Origin of the sequence: Lactobacillus sp. ESL0260 (assembly GCF_003692935.1) — a bacterium.
GTDB lineage: Bacteria > Bacillota > Bacilli > Lactobacillales > Lactobacillaceae > Lactobacillus > Lactobacillus melliventris.
In genome coordinates, this window is the sequence record NZ_REHO01000013.1 from 548,877 (window position 1) to 566,400 (window position 17,524).

Annotated in this window: 17 protein-coding genes and 1 pseudogene; 5 read left to right on the plus strand and 13 right to left on the minus strand. The window is 33.9% G+C overall.

Annotated elements, in window-relative coordinates:
• Nucleotides 1-56 precede the first annotated feature (56 nt).
• The 5 genes from F5ESL0260_RS08895 to F5ESL0260_RS08915 all read right to left on the minus strand — a co-directional run bounded on the left by F5ESL0260_RS08895 (nt 57) and on the right by F5ESL0260_RS08915 (nt 4,281).
• Nucleotides 57-1,610 carry an ATP-binding cassette domain-containing protein gene (locus tag F5ESL0260_RS08895; protein WP_122026653.1) on the minus strand — a complete coding sequence of 518 codons (1,554 nt, stop codon included), beginning with the start codon at nt 1,608-1,610 and terminating at the stop codon, nt 57-59.
• A gap of 272 nt (nt 1,611-1,882) precedes the next feature.
• Nucleotides 1,883-2,326 carry an ASCH domain-containing protein gene (locus tag F5ESL0260_RS08900; RefSeq protein WP_122026654.1) on the minus strand — a complete coding sequence of 148 codons (444 nt, stop codon included), beginning with the start codon at nt 2,324-2,326 and terminating at the stop codon, nt 1,883-1,885.
• Nucleotides 2,326-2,718 (minus strand): cytidine deaminase, encoded by a 393-nt coding sequence (locus F5ESL0260_RS08905; protein WP_122026655.1) that lies wholly within the window; start codon nt 2,716-2,718, stop codon nt 2,326-2,328. The genes F5ESL0260_RS08900 and F5ESL0260_RS08905 overlap by 1 nt, the downstream gene beginning before the upstream one ends.
• Before the next feature lie 45 nt (nt 2,719-2,763).
• Nucleotides 2,764-3,249, minus strand: a complete 486-nt coding sequence (locus tag F5ESL0260_RS08910; protein WP_122026656.1) for a GNAT family N-acetyltransferase — start codon at nt 3,247-3,249, stop codon at nt 2,764-2,766.
• Nucleotides 3,250-3,393: 144 nt separating this feature from the next.
• The gene (locus tag F5ESL0260_RS08915) at nt 3,394-4,281 is read right to left on the minus strand and encodes an SDR family oxidoreductase (protein WP_122026657.1); all 888 of its coding nucleotides are present in this window, start codon (nt 4,279-4,281) and stop codon (nt 3,394-3,396) included.
• A 160-nt stretch (nt 4,282-4,441) separates the two neighbouring features.
• On the opposite strand from F5ESL0260_RS08915, the gene F5ESL0260_RS08920 reads away from it, so the two are divergent.
• Nucleotides 4,442-4,807 carry a DUF805 domain-containing protein gene (locus tag F5ESL0260_RS08920; RefSeq protein ID WP_122026658.1) on the plus strand — a complete coding sequence of 122 codons (366 nt, stop codon included), beginning with the start codon at nt 4,442-4,444 and terminating at the stop codon, nt 4,805-4,807.
• Between the two features lie 367 nt (nt 4,808-5,174).
• Nucleotides 5,175-5,732 carry a hypothetical protein gene (locus F5ESL0260_RS08925; RefSeq protein WP_122026659.1) on the plus strand — a complete coding sequence of 186 codons (558 nt, stop codon included), beginning with the start codon at nt 5,175-5,177 and terminating at the stop codon, nt 5,730-5,732.
• A 160-nt stretch (nt 5,733-5,892) separates the two neighbouring features.
• Here the strand turns inward: F5ESL0260_RS08925 and F5ESL0260_RS08930 are convergent.
• The 5 genes and pseudogenes from F5ESL0260_RS08930 to F5ESL0260_RS08950 form a co-directional block, all read right to left on the minus strand.
• Nucleotides 5,893-6,078: pseudogene (locus F5ESL0260_RS08930) on the minus strand (IS3 family transposase); the annotation flags it as partial.
• Between the two features lie 276 nt (nt 6,079-6,354).
• Nucleotides 6,355-7,521 carry a MalY/PatB family protein gene (locus F5ESL0260_RS08935; protein ID WP_122026661.1) on the minus strand — a complete coding sequence of 389 codons (1,167 nt, stop codon included), beginning with the start codon at nt 7,519-7,521 and terminating at the stop codon, nt 6,355-6,357.
• A 5-nt stretch (nt 7,522-7,526) separates the two neighbouring features.
• The gene (locus F5ESL0260_RS08940) at nt 7,527-8,417 is read right to left on the minus strand and encodes a DUF3737 family protein (protein ID WP_122026662.1); all 891 of its coding nucleotides are present in this window, start codon (nt 8,415-8,417) and stop codon (nt 7,527-7,529) included.
• A 434-nt stretch (nt 8,418-8,851) separates the two neighbouring features.
• Complete coding sequence (locus tag F5ESL0260_RS08945) at nt 8,852-9,967, minus strand: glycoside hydrolase family 172 protein (RefSeq protein WP_122026663.1); 1,116 nt, start codon at nt 9,965-9,967, stop codon at nt 8,852-8,854.
• A 1-nt stretch (nt 9,968) separates the two neighbouring features.
• Nucleotides 9,969-11,315 carry a glycoside-pentoside-hexuronide (GPH):cation symporter gene (locus tag F5ESL0260_RS08950; RefSeq protein WP_158593832.1) on the minus strand — a complete coding sequence of 449 codons (1,347 nt, stop codon included), beginning with the start codon at nt 11,313-11,315 and terminating at the stop codon, nt 9,969-9,971.
• A gap of 160 nt (nt 11,316-11,475) precedes the next feature.
• Between F5ESL0260_RS08950 and F5ESL0260_RS08955 the strand changes: the two genes are divergently transcribed.
• Complete coding sequence (locus tag F5ESL0260_RS08955; protein WP_122026665.1) at nt 11,476-12,489, plus strand: LacI family DNA-binding transcriptional regulator; 1,014 nt, start codon at nt 11,476-11,478, stop codon at nt 12,487-12,489.
• A gap of 55 nt (nt 12,490-12,544) precedes the next feature.
• On the opposite strand, the gene F5ESL0260_RS08960 is transcribed toward F5ESL0260_RS08955, so the two are convergent.
• Complete coding sequence (locus tag F5ESL0260_RS08960) at nt 12,545-13,291, minus strand: sulfite exporter TauE/SafE family protein (RefSeq protein ID WP_122026666.1); 747 nt, start codon at nt 13,289-13,291, stop codon at nt 12,545-12,547.
• Nucleotides 13,292-13,390: 99 nt separating this feature from the next.
• On the opposite strand from F5ESL0260_RS08960, the gene F5ESL0260_RS08965 reads away from it, so the two are divergent.
• Complete coding sequence (locus F5ESL0260_RS08965) at nt 13,391-13,948, plus strand: TetR/AcrR family transcriptional regulator (protein ID WP_122026667.1); 558 nt, start codon at nt 13,391-13,393, stop codon at nt 13,946-13,948.
• A gap of 461 nt (nt 13,949-14,409) precedes the next feature.
• Here the strand turns inward: F5ESL0260_RS08965 and F5ESL0260_RS08970 are convergent, their stop codons facing one another.
• Nucleotides 14,410-15,651, minus strand: a complete 1,242-nt coding sequence (locus F5ESL0260_RS08970) for a PTS sugar transporter subunit IIC (RefSeq protein WP_122026668.1) — start codon at nt 15,649-15,651, stop codon at nt 14,410-14,412.
• A gap of 12 nt (nt 15,652-15,663) precedes the next feature.
• Nucleotides 15,664-16,590 carry a haloacid dehalogenase-like hydrolase gene (locus tag F5ESL0260_RS08975; RefSeq protein WP_122026669.1) on the minus strand — a complete coding sequence of 309 codons (927 nt, stop codon included), beginning with the start codon at nt 16,588-16,590 and terminating at the stop codon, nt 15,664-15,666.
• A 142-nt stretch (nt 16,591-16,732) separates the two neighbouring features.
• On the opposite strand from F5ESL0260_RS08975, the gene F5ESL0260_RS08980 reads away from it, so the two are divergent.
• Nucleotides 16,733-17,455: a GntR family transcriptional regulator gene (locus F5ESL0260_RS08980; protein WP_122026670.1), complete on the plus strand. Its 723-nt coding sequence runs from the start codon at nt 16,733-16,735 to the stop codon at nt 17,453-17,455.
• Nucleotides 17,456-17,524: the final 69 nt, after the last annotated feature.

A 17,524-nucleotide genomic window follows, 5' to 3' on the forward strand; every position in this document is an offset into this window, starting at 1 on the left:
TTAAAGTAAAACAAGCCATCCATAATTTTTGCTACTGTTGTCCCAATTAATAAAACCTAGTTCTTTTTTGAAATTTTATTTATTTCCCGGGAAATATTTTCAATGTCATTAAATGAAGCATTAGGATCGGAAATCAGTTGGTCTAATTTGAATTGTAATAAACTGATCTGATTAGCAATTTTAGCATTTTCTTTACTCGAGAAATCACTGGGAGTTATTAACTTGTGATTTTTTATTTTCCAAGAAGTAAAGTTTAAGTTTTTTAACAGGTTCTGATCGTGGGAAACTATAATAACAGCAAACGGATAGTTTCTTAGAAATTCTGCTAAAGCATTAATAGATGAAATATCTAAAAAGTTGTCCGGCTCATCAAGGATCAATAAGTTATGTTCACCTAAAAGCACTTTTGCCAATTTAAAACAAACAAGCTGTCCTCCACTCAAAGCACTAACGCGATTATCCAAAGATCTTTGCAAATGCAAGTCACCTAAAAGCTGCATTGTAGTGGTTTTATTAAAAATGCTGTTTTTATATATTACCTCTTTTACTGTAGCTGTTTCTTCAGTTTCCTGCGCCATATTTTGTTTGAAATAGCCCATTTTTAGCTGTGGATTAAGCCAGACAGCCAGTTTTTTGTGAAATAATTTTGCTAAAAAAACTGATTTCCCAGCACCATTTTTTCCAGTTAACGCTATTTTTTCTTTTCCTTTAATCTTCAACTCTTTAGTTATACTAAATAATTGCTTTTTATGCAGAGTAACACTTTGCGTCTTGAATCTGACTATGCTGCTTTTCTGAGACAGCTCCAGATTCATATTTTCAATATTACCTAAAGTGATTGGCTGATGAACTGGCGGCTTTTTCAACGTCGTTTCTGCTTTAGTTATACGCCTTTTCAGTAAAGTACTTTTACGAAAAAGGCTTTTTTCTAAACCGCTGCTATCTTTTATTTTCCAATCGGACCAAGAAATATTTTTCTTTTTCTTAGTAGATTTTTTAGCCCTAGTTTCGTAATCCACTTGATCTTTTTTTAGTCTTTTAATTTCAATTCGTTTTTGATAATACTCAGTATTCTGCCTCTTTTCTTGTGTTCTAAGAAATTGCTGGTATTCGTCATAAGTACCTTTAAATTCATGAACTTGCTGGTCCTTGATCTGCCAGATAACATTGACAAGCTTACTTAAAAAAGCCTGATCATGACTAATTAACAGAATTGGTTGTTTTAAACTGTCTAAGACTTTAATTAGCCATCTTTGTTGCTCAATATCTAAATTAGATGTCGGCTCATCCAAAATTAGCAGAGTATTCTGAGTTTGATTTATCTGAAGTAATGCTCGAACAATAGCTGCCTTTTCCTTTTCTCCACCACTTTGCTCACTGTTATTTAAAATTTGTGGTACTAAAATAGTATGGCAATTTCTTTTAACTTGCCCCTCTACCTCAAAAACTGTAGGCTTTTCAGCAATAATGTTGACTAACGTAGTTTTACCTACACCATTATCACCTATCAAACCGATTATTTGCTGGTCTTGAACATTTAAATGTGGAGCTTGAAATAAAACCTCACCTTGATACTCTACTTTCAGATTCGTTATTTTAATATATTCCATGTTAACACCTGCTTTTTGCTAAAGAAAAAGCACTGATAACCAAATTGCCCATAATTTGATTAGCAGTGCACAAAAAGCTAGTGAAACTAAAGAATCACCGCAAAGAGACAAAACTAATTTCTGATTATCGGCAAAAAAGCATGACAAAAGCTTTGGCTATCAAACTTTTTGCTTACTAATAAAACCAGAAATTAATTCTCCATTTTGGCAATAACCTCTTTCTCTAAATTATTTTAACTATATCATATTTTTTTCATTTTGCAATGTCCCAATTAATCAATCTTTGCAAAAGTTTCACAAACCATTGGCGCTTGAGGATAAAATTTTTGCCCATTAGCTTTAAATTCTTCTTCAAAGAATTGATCATGAACTGTGCGCCAATATTGATAACTGCGATCTCCTTCTCCTTCATGATAAGCATGCTCTGCGGAAATTTGATTATACGGAATAATTTCTACAACTTTGTCTTGGACAACACAGACGGGTTTACCTTGACTATCGAGAATTATGTTCCAATCGCCAGCTTTAGGTATATCTTCATCACCTGGTACATATTCTGAAGTTGTGGCAGTTTTTATGCCTCTCTTAACTAACTCAGCCAATTCATCTGCATCTTTTTCACTATAACCAAAAGCCCAAGCGTCAACTTTAGTGCCGGCAGACAAATTGTGCTTAAGGCAAAAATCCTGCCAAAATTGTTTTACTTCTTTATCCATTATAGCCACCATTGCGGGGTTAATTCGCACATTGTAGTGACTTTATCCTTTTCATAGTCCAGCATAATTTCAACTTGTAGATAATCCTTTTCCATTAACTGAACAATAAATTCGCGACAAGCACCACAAGGAGCACCATTTTTACCATCTGCCATTAATGCTAAAACTCTGTTAATTTTAGTTTCACCATTGGTAATCATATTAAAAAGCGCACTGCGTTCCGCGCAGACACCTAACCCACAAGCTGTGTCAACACAAACTCCCGTATAAATTTTTCCTGATTCAGCTAAAACAGCAGCAGCAACTCCGCCAGCTTCCATATGAGGACCAATGGCAGTGAACCCTTGTACTTTTTTCGCTGCCTCATACATTTTTTGCCATGTTTTATCCATAATTTTCACCTGCAATTCTTTCGTATAATATCTATAAAACCAAACTTAAATTTTCTTTGACATAATATTGAATTTATAGATGCCGCCATTTGAATGCACATTTTCTGTACCTGTTTGGACATAACCTGCCGTTTGATAGACTTTAATTGCGCGCAAATTAAAGTCAGCAACCGCTAAAATAAGCACTTGATAATCATAGTTATTTTTAACATAATTTTCAATAACTGACATAAATTCGCTGCCTAAACCACGACCAGTTAAATTTGGAGCCAATCCCAAGCCAACTTCAACTTGTTCTCTTTTCTCCTTATCTGGATCAAGACAAAAGAAGGCGACTAAATTATTGTTTGCATCCAAAATCTGAAAGTATTTATTTTTACGCAATTTGGGAGAAATTATTTCATCATAATCTTCTTGATCATTTTTCATATCGTAAAAAGCATATTGGCCGTCATAATGCCATTCATCTGCAATAATCCTGGCATTTTTTTGCGACAGCATTGCTATTTTTTGAAAAATACTTTTATTCATTTCTTCACCTCTATTATTTGGATATTAAAGACTAATTAATTATTTAATATACTGAAGCTCTATCCAAAAAGCAAATTTGGCATAAAAAAGCCGTTTTTGCTTTTGTGTAAGCAAAAACGGAAATTAAATTTAATTTATTATACTTTAGTTAATAGCTGGTCCACCTGTGGCACCATAAACTTGACCTGTTACATAACTCGCCAAGTTTGAAGCCAAGAAAATATAAACATGAGCTATTTCATCAGGCTGTCCTGCACGTTTCAACAGTACTTCCTGACCAAACTTGGAAAGAGCTGCAGTTGGTTGACCTCCACAAACTTGCAGAGGTGTCCAAACAGGACCAGGTGCAACACTGTTAACCCTAATTCCTTTAGGAGCAAGACTTTGAGCCAAATTAATAGAAAAGCTGACAATTGCTGCTTTGGTAGCTGCATAATCAAGCAATATTGGTGATGGACTGAAGCCTTCCAATGAAGTCGAAGTCAGAATTACACTGCCCGGCTTCATATGGGGTACTGCAGCCTTAGCCATCTCAAACATTGAAATGATATTAACTTCAAAAGTATCGTGCACTTGATCCATTGACAAATTCTCTATGCCATCAACATTTTGTTGGATAGCTGCGTTCATTACCAATAATTCTAAACTGCCCAATTCTTTGACAGCTTTTTCAACAACTTTTGCTGCTTCGCCGCGTTTACGAAAATCAGCTGGCAGCAAAACTGCTTTACGTCCAGTCTTTTTAATCAATTCAGCTGTGTCTTTAGCATCTGACTCTTCTTCTGGCAAATACTGAATGGCTACATCTGCTCCTTCTTTGGCAAAGCCAATTGCTACAGCGCGGCCAATGCCGGAGTCACCACCTGTGACAAGGGCATTGCGACCCTTTAACAATCCATGTCCTTCATAGTCGGCCATATCGCCAGCAGGCGCTGGATCCATTTTACTTTGCAGTCCAGGATATTCCTGTGATTGCTTAGGAAAATTATCATGATGATAACGCTTTAACGGGTCTGATAAATTATTGTCCATTTGTACTTTCTCCCTTCAATGAATTCAAGTTCAAGATACCGCTTTTATAATAATAAAACAAAAATATTGCTTATTAATTCATATAAAGCCTTTATCTTTGCCCATTCTCTTGCAATGCACTATGATGAATTTATTAGGTAAAAGTAGGAGGAAATATTTAATGATTAAATCATATAAAAAGTTCTGGCAGAATATTTTTGATTTTTCTGGCACTGCTAATCGTTCAGAATATTGGTGGCCGGTGATTATAAATTGGATATTGGCTTTTGTTTTGATGAATTTGGTTGAGAGCCTATTAGGTCATTCAATTAATGACATTTATAATTGGGGCGATTGGAGCATCAAGACGAGCTCTCTCATCATATCCTTTGTTGTCTGGATTGCAATGTTATCTTTGCGCTTTCGCCGTTTACATGACAGTAATCATTCTGCTTGGTGGATTCTAATCATGATAGTGCCAATCATTGGCGACATTTGGTTCATCGTTCTTATGTTATTACCATCCAAAGCAAATAATTACGATTAAAAAGTATTTCCGTTTTAATAAAAATTTAGCTTTATTTAAAGTAATATAAATCAGGTGCAATAATTTACCTTTAGTGTCATTATTGCGCTTTTTCTTTGCCAGCTAATATTTCTTCCGGCTATTTTACACTCATCCATGTTATGCTTTTTGGTAACTCCATTATAAAAAGTGAGTTTGCGGTCAATTACTTTTATTAATTTATCCAACATCATCATTTATGCAATAATTCTTTTAAATAATGAACCCTGTCTCAATCATCAAGTCACTCGTAATAATGTTTCACATGAAAAGAGTAATTTTTAATTTAAGCATATCAAGTTTGTATAGTTTTCATCCTTGCTATAATTAGGAAAAGGAAGTATATTTTATGCATATTAAAAATAAGTTAGTAAATTGGCCAAAAATTATGTTGCCAACAAAAACGTCACAAAAATTATTTAACCAATTCAATCAAAGAATTGCACAGATACCACAATTATGGGAAAGAATTAATTCAAATAATTATTCATGGAATTTATCTGAACTACAACAAATTCAAAATTTATTGCAGATTTGCGCTAAGCATAATAAACATATTGCAGAACAACTAAAACAATTATCCACAGAAGCAAATGAACAATTAGTCTCTGTCTTTAAAAACAGAACCTTTTTAAAAATTCTTGCTCAGAAAATGCAGCTATCACCACAAACAACAAAAAAGATTCAAACTTTATTAGATAAGTTCACAAGTAGTAATGGCAAAATTTCTCCAGGTAAACTTTTGATCATAGTTTTGTTTATTGCAATGGGAGCCCAACTACCGCTAATTTTTGAAGACTCGCTTAATTTCAAAGGCATCATATTAGCTGTCTCAACTATTCTTGACTACATCACTACTGCCATTCAACTTGCTCAGCACTTTCAAAAAAATAAATCTAAAAATTAATTTTTTACAACTTAAAACCGGCAAATAAAACGGTTGTTTCAACAAACAATATATAAATAATCAATTAAATATTTGTATATTTAGCAAATTAAATTATATAAATTAAGAGTCATGGTAAATTTGTGATGTGAGCCCTAAAATTGGGACACTTTATTAATTACTAATTGAGGGCTAACTTCTGATATTCAATTGGAGTTAGTCCTTTTAGTTTGATTTCTATTCTTTTCTGATTGTAATACTCAATGTAGTCTCTGATTGCATCTTCTAGTTCAGTGAAATTTTTAAACTGCTTCTCAAAGCCAAAAAACTTTTCTCGTTTGAATATTCCGAAGAAGCTTTCCACTAACATCATCAAGGGAATCGACCTTACGTGCTATTAACTGTGACTTAATGCAATGACATCAAAGCCGCTTACTTAAATTCTAATTTAATTAATATTGGTTTTGGCAACATTTCCCGGGAAATAACACTGACTCAAATATATAATCTACCATATTTATTACCTTTTTGTTTTTGAGTTTCACATGAAACATTAATTTCGGTTTATAACACTAGTTAGCTTTTTATTATTTCTAGTCAAAAAGCGACTATGCTGATTGCCATAGTCGTCTTTTTAACATATTTAAGCGGAATATTGGGTTAGTCCTGTCTTTAATCTTTCTAAGCCATCTTTAACCATTGCTAATGGGCAGGCAAGGTTCATACGTAAAAAGTTGTGACCGTTACCGCGATAAATACTTCCCGGTGATAAAACCAGACCTGTTTTCTTCTCTAAGTAATCTGCTAGTTCTTGCGAGTCGGTACTAATCTGTTCAACATCAAGCCAAATTAAGTATGTTGCTTTGCCTGAGACCACTTTTACCTGGGGAAGATTATTGCCGATAAACTCTTGCGCATATGTAAAATTAACGTTTAGCTGCTTAATCAATGCTTGCAACCAATCATGACCATGTTCATAAGCAGCGATCGTTCCCGGAATAGCCAACAAATTAGGTTCTGCTATTTCGTCACTATTGAGACCGCGATTAACCATAGCGCGCAAGTTATTATTCGGTACGATAGCGGTTGCTGCATGCAAAGCGGCAACGTTAAAGGTTTTACTTGGTGAAACTAAGGAAATGACGTTGTCACGTGCAGGACCATTTACTGAAAAGGCAGGAGTATAATCTGGCCCTTCGCGTACCAGATCACCATGAATTTCATCAGATAAAAGTACCACATGATGTTTAAAACATAAATCAGCAATTTTTTGAACTTCTGCTTGAGTCCATACCTTTCCCACAGGATTATGCGGATTACAAAAAATCATTAGTGTCGTTAGAGGTAATGCCAATTTTTGTTCCAAGTCTTCCCAGTCGACTGTATAATTTGAACCATCAAATTGCAGGTCATTACTTAAAACGTGTCGACCGTTATTTTCAATTGAATTATAAAAAACATTGTAAACTGGTGCTTGCACTAAAACATTGTCACCAATATGAGAGATTCGCCGCACAACTGCAGAAATTGCTGGTACTACACCCGTAGTAAAAATTAGCCATTCCTGCTCTGGCCGATGACCGTGCTCTTTTTCATACCAATCTGCTACAGCATTAAAATAATCATTTTCAGGCCACTCGTAGCCAAAAACACCGAGACTAATTTTTTCTTTCATTGCAGCAATAATTTCCGGTGCAGTTTTAAAGTCCATGTCGGCAATTGACATTGGTAAGTCGCCCTTTTTAACATGCCACTTGACTGAATCTGTCATACTCCTATCCGGTGCATTAACAAAATCATATTTATTCATTATATTTAATCCCCTGGTTTCTGATTTTCATCTGAATGATCAATCTTCTCATCAATTTTAGCACAGATAATTTCCGTTTTAGCGGGAGTAATTTTTTGTGGATCTAGAATCAACTTACCAATTGCAGGAGCAGCTATTCTACCGGAAATTGGATTCTTGACACTATCAATCTTACTTGGAACCGTAGCGTCGATATCAGAAACATATTCAAAAGCTAAGTCCGTGTGAATTAAATTGGTATTTTTTAATTCCAAATGGTCAATGTAATTAAGTCCTTGATCACTTTCAATCTGACAATTAATGAACTTAATATTGTGGCCATTCCAGGCCAAATATTCACCATCTATTAGCGAATCATACACAGTAACATTTTCACAGTTCCAAAAGGCATCTTTAGAGACAAAAGTAGAATGATGTACTTCAACATTTTGGGCACCATCAAAAACATAGTTGCCAACCACACTGACGTGGTCAAGATAAATATTTTGACTATCTTTGCCAAAATAGTCACCGTTAATTTGACTATTGGTAATGCGAATGTCCTTACATGTCCACATTGTTTCTTCAGCATTCGCAAAATGAACATGGTCTAAATTTATTTTTTCTGCTCTTCTAAATAATTTGGGTGCCTGCAAAGCTGAATTTTTAATTTCAATATTTTTGGTATACCAAATACCGCTACGAGCCATAGTTTCAAAAACAGTATTAGTGACAGTGATGTCATTGTCATACCACAACGGATATTTCCACTTAAAAACAGAGTCTTTAATGCTAATTTTGCTGGCTTCCTTTAGTGGTGACTCACCCTCTCCAAAAGTGATTCCTTCCAGCTGTGCATCTTTTAGTCCAAAAAGAATTCTTTCACCTGCAAAAAAATGATTTTTGATAATGCTCATTCTGATCTCTTTTCTTTGATATAATTGGCGGGCTTTAATTTTTATTTAGATAACCAAATTGCCTTATTTTATTATCCACTGAAAAGTATTCAATATAAAATACCAATTAATTAGGTCCTGCTATTACAAAAAGTTATACTAAATTACTTTTCAATTATATAAATATTTTACCATTCTATTAAAAGGTTACTGTATATTTTTAAAAAGCTGGAAAGACTTTTTAAATAACTATTTTATTGTAGCTAAAGATAGACCATCTAACATGAAAATCATTAAATATAGTAAAAATTACGCACTCCTATAAAACACGGCGTTCTCAAATAGATGCAGGGCATAATAAAGGAACCTGGAATTTTGACAGTTCTCTGCGCTCGAAAAAACGTGGTTCTGTTTTCGTAGCAGAATCACGTTTTTAATTTGTCATTTATAGATACCTAGCGTGGCACCCTTTCCTGTTGAGGAGCAATAGCTGGTAAATCACTTGCTTTTTCTGTTGAGTACCAATAGGCAACTGCAGCAACATCATCTGAACGCTCAAACAATTGAATATCATTATTACCGATTTGCTGGACAGTTACTTTTAAATCGTGTTTAAACCGAATTGGGTCCAATAAGTGAAAACGATATAACCCATGCATTGGCAAAGCATCATTGCCAAATGCATGTAAAGGCATTAACTCACCATTATTAAATTCATCCCGAGTATGATCTACTTTTGACATAAATGGATATCCCATAAAAGGTCTTTGAAAAGTTTGAGCGTAAGTCATACCGTTTTTGTCTTTTTGGTGAAATGCCCAAGCTCCACCAAAATAGTCTTCAGTACCTGTAGAAGTAACTGTTGGATAGTTGGTATCACCATCAATATAAAATTTGAATTCTCCTTCACCCCACCAATAACGTTGTAAAGCACAGACTTCAAAATAAACCCCTACAAAATGTCCGGGGCCTTTTACAGAAGGTAAAATTACAAAATCATTTTGTTTTTCAGTATATTCTTGTCTATTCCAAGCAGCGTGAAAGTATGCGGCATCTTCGGGCACATCTTTGATAACATAGTCAATACCATAAAAGAAACCGTCAATATCACCCGGATGTTCATTTGTGATTGTGATTTTAGCGGATTTTCTAAAAGGCATTGGAAAGTAACTGTTAAAGCCACCTGTTGGGTTAACAGTAATTAAAGCAGAATTAATATTACACCGTTCGCCAAAACCATTACAGAAAAAATCACCAATAGGAACTTCAACTGCAGGTTTGTCTGCTCCGTCCCAATACATTCTCAAAACTACATCCCGCAGTACAAAACTACCAGCTGGAGTTGCGTCAGCAATTGTCATCCAAATATGCCTGATTTCTCCTGCAGAATGAATATCAGCTATGGTTACAGTTTTTCCTTGAGGTAATTTAATGGAACCATTGCCTTTGCGGCTGGGACCCAAGTCACTGGCACTCATAGCGGCTTTACCCTTAGCGCCCGTTAAATTTTCAGGTGATATTGTCCGATTTTCTTCATTTAAGTTAATTCGAGTTAAATCAGAAATGTTCATTTTAATTCTCCTTATTAGTCATTTTTATTTGGTTATAAATTTTATCAAGATTATAAAAGTACATTACTACAATTGATAATACAATCATAGCTATCGGTAACAAAATAAAGTTAGCCTTAATGGCAAAGATTGCTTTACCAGATTGAACATGATGCGGCACATATTGGCCCCAACTTAGTAAAAAGCCGGTAACTGCTGAAGTAATAGCCATGGCCAACTTACCAATAAAGCCATTAATGGCTGAAATTAGGCCAGATAAATTGAGTCCAGATTGCCAGCGACTATAATCAACTGGATCGGCTTGCATTGAAAAGTACATGTTTTGCCGAATACCATGGCCAAATGCATATAAGATTGAGCCTAAATATATATAAAGCAAACCTTTGTGTCCCAGTAACATTATTATCAAACCTAATGCAGCTATACCACTTCCTAAAATAAAGACATTACGCTTAATTAGATGTTTAACTAAAAACGGTGTTATGATTGTTCCAATCATTGGGACAAAATTTATTAATCCTGCAACTATTGCAGCTTGCGCTGCACTGCCAACAACGTAAGTAAAATAATAAACTAACGAACCCTGTACAAAGAAATTCGACGCCCACATAAATAGTGTACTAAAAGCAAAAACTAACCATGGCTTATTTTTAAACAATGCCTTGAAACTTTCACTTAATTTAACAGAGCTTTTAACGCTCTTAGGATCATCAATTTCGTGTAAGTTGTGAAAAGGTACATACAATATAAAAATTGCTACGACACAATATAGGCTCATTACTAAAACAAAACCTTTTTGTTGATTGCCACCACCGAAAAGCTTAACTAAGGGTAGCGTTGCAACGCTAACAAAAGTTGCACCTAAAAACGAAAAAACCATTCTGACCGTTGACATATTAGTTCTTTCAACTGGATCCTTAGTCAGATTAGGTAAGATTGACGATATTGGAATGTTTACTAAGCCATAACAAATGGAAATGCCTAAGTATGTGACATAAGCGTAAATTAATTTGCCTGTCATCGATATATTTGGCACACAAAATAATAATATGCCAAAAGCAGCTAACGGAAATGCGCCAAAAAAGATATAGGGTAAGCTTTTGCCCCAACGTGAATGTGTTTTATCAATAATTACTCCAGTAAACATATCTGCAAAACTATCAAATATTCGAGTTACCATAATCATTGTTCCAATTGCTGCACTTGCAATGCCAGCTACATCGGTATAAAAAAACATCATATATAACGTCAATACGTTCCACACCAAGTTACAAGCAAAATCTGAAACACCATAACTTATCCGATTTTTCCATAAATGATATGTGTTTAACTTCTTTGTTTGCTTCACAATATTTTTCTCCCTCTCTTTTTCTGCAAACGTTATCAGTAAACGTTTACTTAAATAATAAAACTTATTTAAAGACTTTTCAAGAAAAATATAATCAAAAATAAGTAAACGTTATCCATGATGTATAATGTAAGTAGTAATTAAGAAAAGCGTGATCAGAATGTCTCAACAACCTAGTATCAAAGACGTAGCAGCTAAAGCACAAGTATCTATTGCCACTGTTTCCCGTGTTCTTAACCATAAGGGTGGTTTTTCAAAAATTACCTTTGATAAAGTTCACAAGGCAATGGCAGACTTAGGATATCAGCCGAACCGCCTAGCTCAAGCATTAAAATCTGACTCAATAAAAATGATTGCACTTAGTGTACCGTTTGTTTGGCATCCCTTTTATGCAGAGTTTGCTTATTATGTTGAAGCGGAATTACAAAATCGTGGATATGGTATGTTACTTTCAAATAACCAAAGCGATCCCGCGAGCGAAAAAAAGTTTTTACAAATGGCACAAGAAAACAAAGTTGATGGCATAATCGGAATTACTTATAACGATATTGATCCTTATCTATCCACCAACATTCCATTTATCAGTATTGACCGTTTCTTTGATACTTCTACGACTCCAACAGTAGCGACTATTACTTCCGATAATTATCATGGCGGTGAAATTGCTGCAAATGAATTAATCAGACGGGGTGCCAAAAAAATTGCTTTTGTTGGCACCTATGCTAACTATCCCAATGGATCCTTAAATCGTAAAAAAGGGTTTCTTAAAATAGCAAAAGAGCAAAATGTACCTTACCAGGTTTTTGAATGCAGTGAAACTGACCCTGAAGCACCTTTATTGTTGGACAAAGTCATTAACCATCTTGATAACATCGATGGCATATTTACTGTTAATGATGAAACAGCTTATCAGTTACTTTTTAAACTCCAAAATTATTCGGTTAAAATTCCTGAAGAATTACAATTAATTGGGTATGATGGTTTTCAAATGATGCCAAGCATTGCACCCAGTCTTTCTTCAATAGTCCAACCTGTTAAAGAAATTGCACGATTAGCAGTCGATAACTTAATTAAATTAATTTTGCATAGCCGTGAAGTTGACAATATTGTTGTTCCCATAGCCTTTCGAGCTGCTCAAACAACTAAAAACATACAGCAAAATAAAATAATTTAAAAAGCACCAGTATTAGTTGAATACTAGTGCTTTTAAAAATTTTACGTAATAATAGCTAAAGCAATGACTTAGCCCCTAATAATATAAGCAAAATGCCAATTGTGGGTTTCATGTAACGAGTAATTTTAGTTTGGGCTAAAATCTGGGCCAGTCTGGGTGCAATTATTGCACCTAATATGGCACCAATCATCAAGGGCAAGCCAGCAGTCCAATCTACCCGGCCGTCAGCAATATGAAAGATTGCGCCCGTAATAGTCATAAAAACTAGAATGTAAGTTGAAGTTGCAGTAGCTTGAAAATCTTGTAATCCTAACAAAAATAAGCCACCGATAATAACAGCACCACCGCTCATGCCGGCTACGCCAACCATTAAGCCACCCAAAACACCATAAATTCCAGCTTCCATTCTAGCAAACTGCGTTTTCTTAACTGTTTCTGCGGTTTGCGCTTTTTTCTTAAATAACATATTAATGCCAAGCACTACTAAGACAATTCCTATTAGCCACTTATAAATTTTAGCGGGAATATATTTTGAGACCATTGCTCCGATTATTACAGCTGGAATTGCCGTCATTAGCATTTGATTACCCACTCTAGTATTAATTTGTCTTTGGTGGTAATAACTAATTGCACCGATAATTAATGAAGGTAAAGCAGTCACTAGTGAAGTTGAAGAAGCTGTTGCCGCATTTAAGCCAAACAAACCGGTCAAAATTGCCAGGTAGATGGCTGCGCCGCCACCAAAAAGAATAACAAAGGTTCCTATTACTAACCCTATTAATCCTAATAAAAAAATTTTCATAATGCTTGACCTATTAATTTTTGCCATATCTTGTGTTATAGTTACAATATGTAATTATAATTTACAAGTTGTAAAAGTCAAGCAAATAGGAAGTTTTGTATGCCACGTCAAATTTTATCTAAAGAATTAATTATAAAAACCAGTATTAAATTAATTGAAAACAAAAAAGAAAATAATTTTGCGACCATTGCCAGAGAATTTGGTACCCAATCACAGGCTTTATATAACTACTTTCCCAATCAGTTAGCACTGAATTATGCCATAGTTGCTTGGTTAATTAATTTAATGACAGATCAGCTGCGACGAAATTTATTTGGTAAAGCCGGTATGACAGCAATTATTGATTTTGCAATGGAGTTTCGCCAAATAGCGCTTAATCATTTTCATTTAACACAATTTGTTTTGAAAATGCCGCGTACCAATATGTTTCCTGAAACTACTGCAGCTTTTAATGAACTTAAATCTATCTTTAATCAAATGATAGCAACTGAGTTCACTGACCCTAAAAAGCAACTATTAGCAAGCAGATGTATCAGGGATTTGGCAATAGGAGATATTGTCAATGTCGGAACAGGTTGGTTTGCGGATAAATCGTTACCAGCCGATAAAAGCTTTCGCAAATTGCTGGAGCAAAGTTTGGACAAGATCGAAGAATAAAGATTTTTCACCTTCTTATATATTGATACTTTTTATATTCCAGGCAATCTATTATCAAATAAGGATGACTATTAAAAACTAGTCACCCTTATTTAGACTTATATAATATCCAAATAATGCTTTATAATGAACTTTGCCAATCAAATAGCCCTTAGTTAAAATTCTGTACAATATTTTTTAAAATACATAATAGATAGATTAATACAAAAATTTTTTAAAAGTTGTTAATTTACCAAACTATTTTCGACTCCTATTATAATTCTCAATACTTTTGCTTTCGTATCTATACCCATATTCTGGTGACAAATTTAACTAAGCTAAAATTTAAATCTTTTCGAAAATAATCTTATTATCCAGTATCCACCATATTAGTTTGAACTAAATTAAGAACTTTATTTAAATTAAAAAGTAGCAATGTATTAATATTTAAATTATGCAAAATAATTAAAAGCTTATAAATATCATTTTGCTAACTCCTTTTTGAGCTTTTCATTATCGTCCATCTTAAAGAACGGATAATAAATTGCCATATTAATTAGGATAGTAATAATTTGAATAACTGCGCCACTTATCTTACCTCCACTAGCTAAAAAGCCGGCTATTACTGGTGGTGTTGTCCAAGGTATAACTGCACCAACAGGTTTTGCAACTAGACCCCAATCCATTGCAAAATAAGTAATTAAGGCAGTTACCACTGGAGACATTACAAAAGGAATTACCATTTTAATGTTTAAAATGGTTGGAAAGCCGAACAAAACTGGTTCAGCTACTTGGAAGCTAACTGGTGCAATTGACAGTTTTCCTAAAACTTTATTTTCTTTACTCTTAGAGAAAAGAAAAAGTAAAATTGCTAATGCCATGACACATCCGGCACCACCAGAAAAAACAAAATTATATAAAAATTCATAGGTAATAATGTTAGGTAAATGCTTTCCCGCTTGAAAAGCTATCCTATTAGCATCGGAATTTTGCAGAAGCAATGGTTCAATAATGGGACCCGTTACCTGTGCACCGTGAATACCAAACATCCAAAAGAAACATTGAATAAAAATTACAAGAATAATTCCTGGTAAAGTTTTTGTCAAAATGCTCAGCGGTCTAGCAATTATGTTAGCAATTAAAGCATGAATATTATCAATTCCCATATAGTGAGTAATTAATAATATTAAAAACCAAAATGTAATAGAAAAAAATCCAGGTAAAATAGCAGCAAAAGCTCTACTAACATTAGGAGGAACTGTATCTGGCATTTTTATTACCAGGTTTCGCTTTACAAAGAATTTAAAAATCTCAGTAGTAATAAGCGAAACAATAATTCCTACAAAAAGGCCAGCACTACCTAAATATTGCATTGGAAATCCATTATTTTTTAAAACTGGAGTTAACAATACAAAAGAACCTAAAGATAATAAACCAGCTGATAAAGGATCAACTTTATAATATTTCGCAAGATTATATGCAATTGAGAAGGTTACAGTAAGTCCCACAATCCCAAAGGTTGAATTAGCAGCTTTATTAAAAAAATCTTGAATCCCAATATTTTTAAGCCAAGCAGTAAAACCGGGAATAGGAAAGTTCGCAACTAACATAAAAACTGACCCAATAATAATCAAAGGCATAGCACTTGCCATACCATCTCTTAAAGCAATTAAATGACGCTGGCTACTAATTTTTGCAGCAATTTTTTGAACTTTATTAATCATTTCAAATCACTCCTATCTATAATTTGATTTACCTAGCATAGTCATTTGGTGCCTGTAGCCTCTAATAGCTTGACCCAATGCAAAAATATTTTGTGGCAAACAGATACCATTAAAAGAGTCACCAATATGCTGAATATCCGCTCCACATGCTTTAGCTGCAAGTCCAATTTTTTTAATAGTATCAATATCCGAAGAATCTTGGCTAGTACCGTTTGCAGTTAAAACTAAAACTTTCTCTTTAATATTTTTTCCTTCGTTATAAGCTTTTACGTAATCAACAATTTTTCTTAAATCTTGTTCCATAAAATGAGGAACAGTATACGGTGCAGGAACCAATAAAATATCAATTCCCAAAGAAATAAAGTCTTTAGCTATATTTAAATTCATCACTGGCTCATCAACTCCAGAACCATGCATTTTTCCTGCAATTATTAAGCCATTAAAATATTCCTTTGAAATTTTAATAGCATTTTTAATTGATTTATTTGAAACACCTGTTCCTGGATTTCCAGTCAAACAAATGAAACTAAATCCTAGGTTTTGTGCTTCCTTTAAAGTCTTGGGAGAAACGACACGACCAATAGATATCTCGGTTCGCTCTTCAACCATTGAAGCAGATAAATCTACGGGTTCTAAATTTACTCCAATAGCTCTTCCAGTAGCCTTTTTAATCCAGGTTACAGGACTTTCCTTAATTTTTTCTGGTACTCCTCGAATAATCGGGTGAAACAAATCAAGAGTATTAAACATTAAAAGATCCGCCCCAGCAGCTCTTTCCAATTCAGCATTGGTTACACCATTTAAAAATGGGTGATGTGTAGGAACATTTTCTGCCATGATGGTACGCCCTTCTGAAGCCAAAATAGCTTGTTTTAGCTCCAACGGGGTAGCCTCTAAAAAATCTCTGGCCGAGAAATCCAAAAGTCGTTTCAATCTAATCTACCTTTCTTCTTATAATTTGTTATAACAACACTACCTTTTTAACGAATTATAAAGCGCTTGCATATACTTGTCAAGCACATTATTGACAAAAAAATTTTTTTCTTTCATAATATTGTTATAACAAGTCGAGGTGAACATAGTGCGTGATAATTCAAATAAAATTCCTCTTTATTCTCAACTAATGAGTACATTACAAGAACAAATTGAAACCCAAATGAAGCCTAACGATAAGTTACCAACTGAAAAGCAAATTGGTGAAGAATACTCTATGAGTCGGACTACTGTTCGCTTAGCCATGCAAGAGTTGGAAAAACGTGGTTTTATTTATCGTATACAGGGAAAAGGTTCTTTTGTTTCGGCAATAAAGCCTAAATCCCTAAATTCTTTTTTTGATTTAAATCTTAGAAACCACTATATTGGCGAAAACCGAAATAAACTTAAAAAGCACATTTTGACATTTATTAAAGAGCCCCCTTCCTCAAGTATTAGGCAAAGAATGGGACTTAAGAAATCTCAAAACGTTATTAAAATAAATATGCTTTATAAACTGAAATCCACTCCAGTTGTTCTTGAAAATTTGATATTAAAAAATGAATATTTTAGTTTTTTAAACAAAAAATCCTTTGATGAACATGAGATTGATTTTTTAATTAGGCAAAGACATATCAATTTAAAAGTGATTGAAGAAACCTATAAAATAATGAATTTATCCAGCGAAGAATCAAAAATTTTAGACGCTGATTTTGAACCTGCTTTGACTATTCTTAAATCGGCATACAACAATAACAATGAATTAATTATATTAAGTAAAAGAAAAATTCTAACTTCAAAATTCGATTACCAAAACTTTGTGGGAAAATAATTTTTTTAAGTCATAAAACTGTTATTAAATTTTTCCAATGTTTTAGTCATAATAATTCTAAAATGTTAT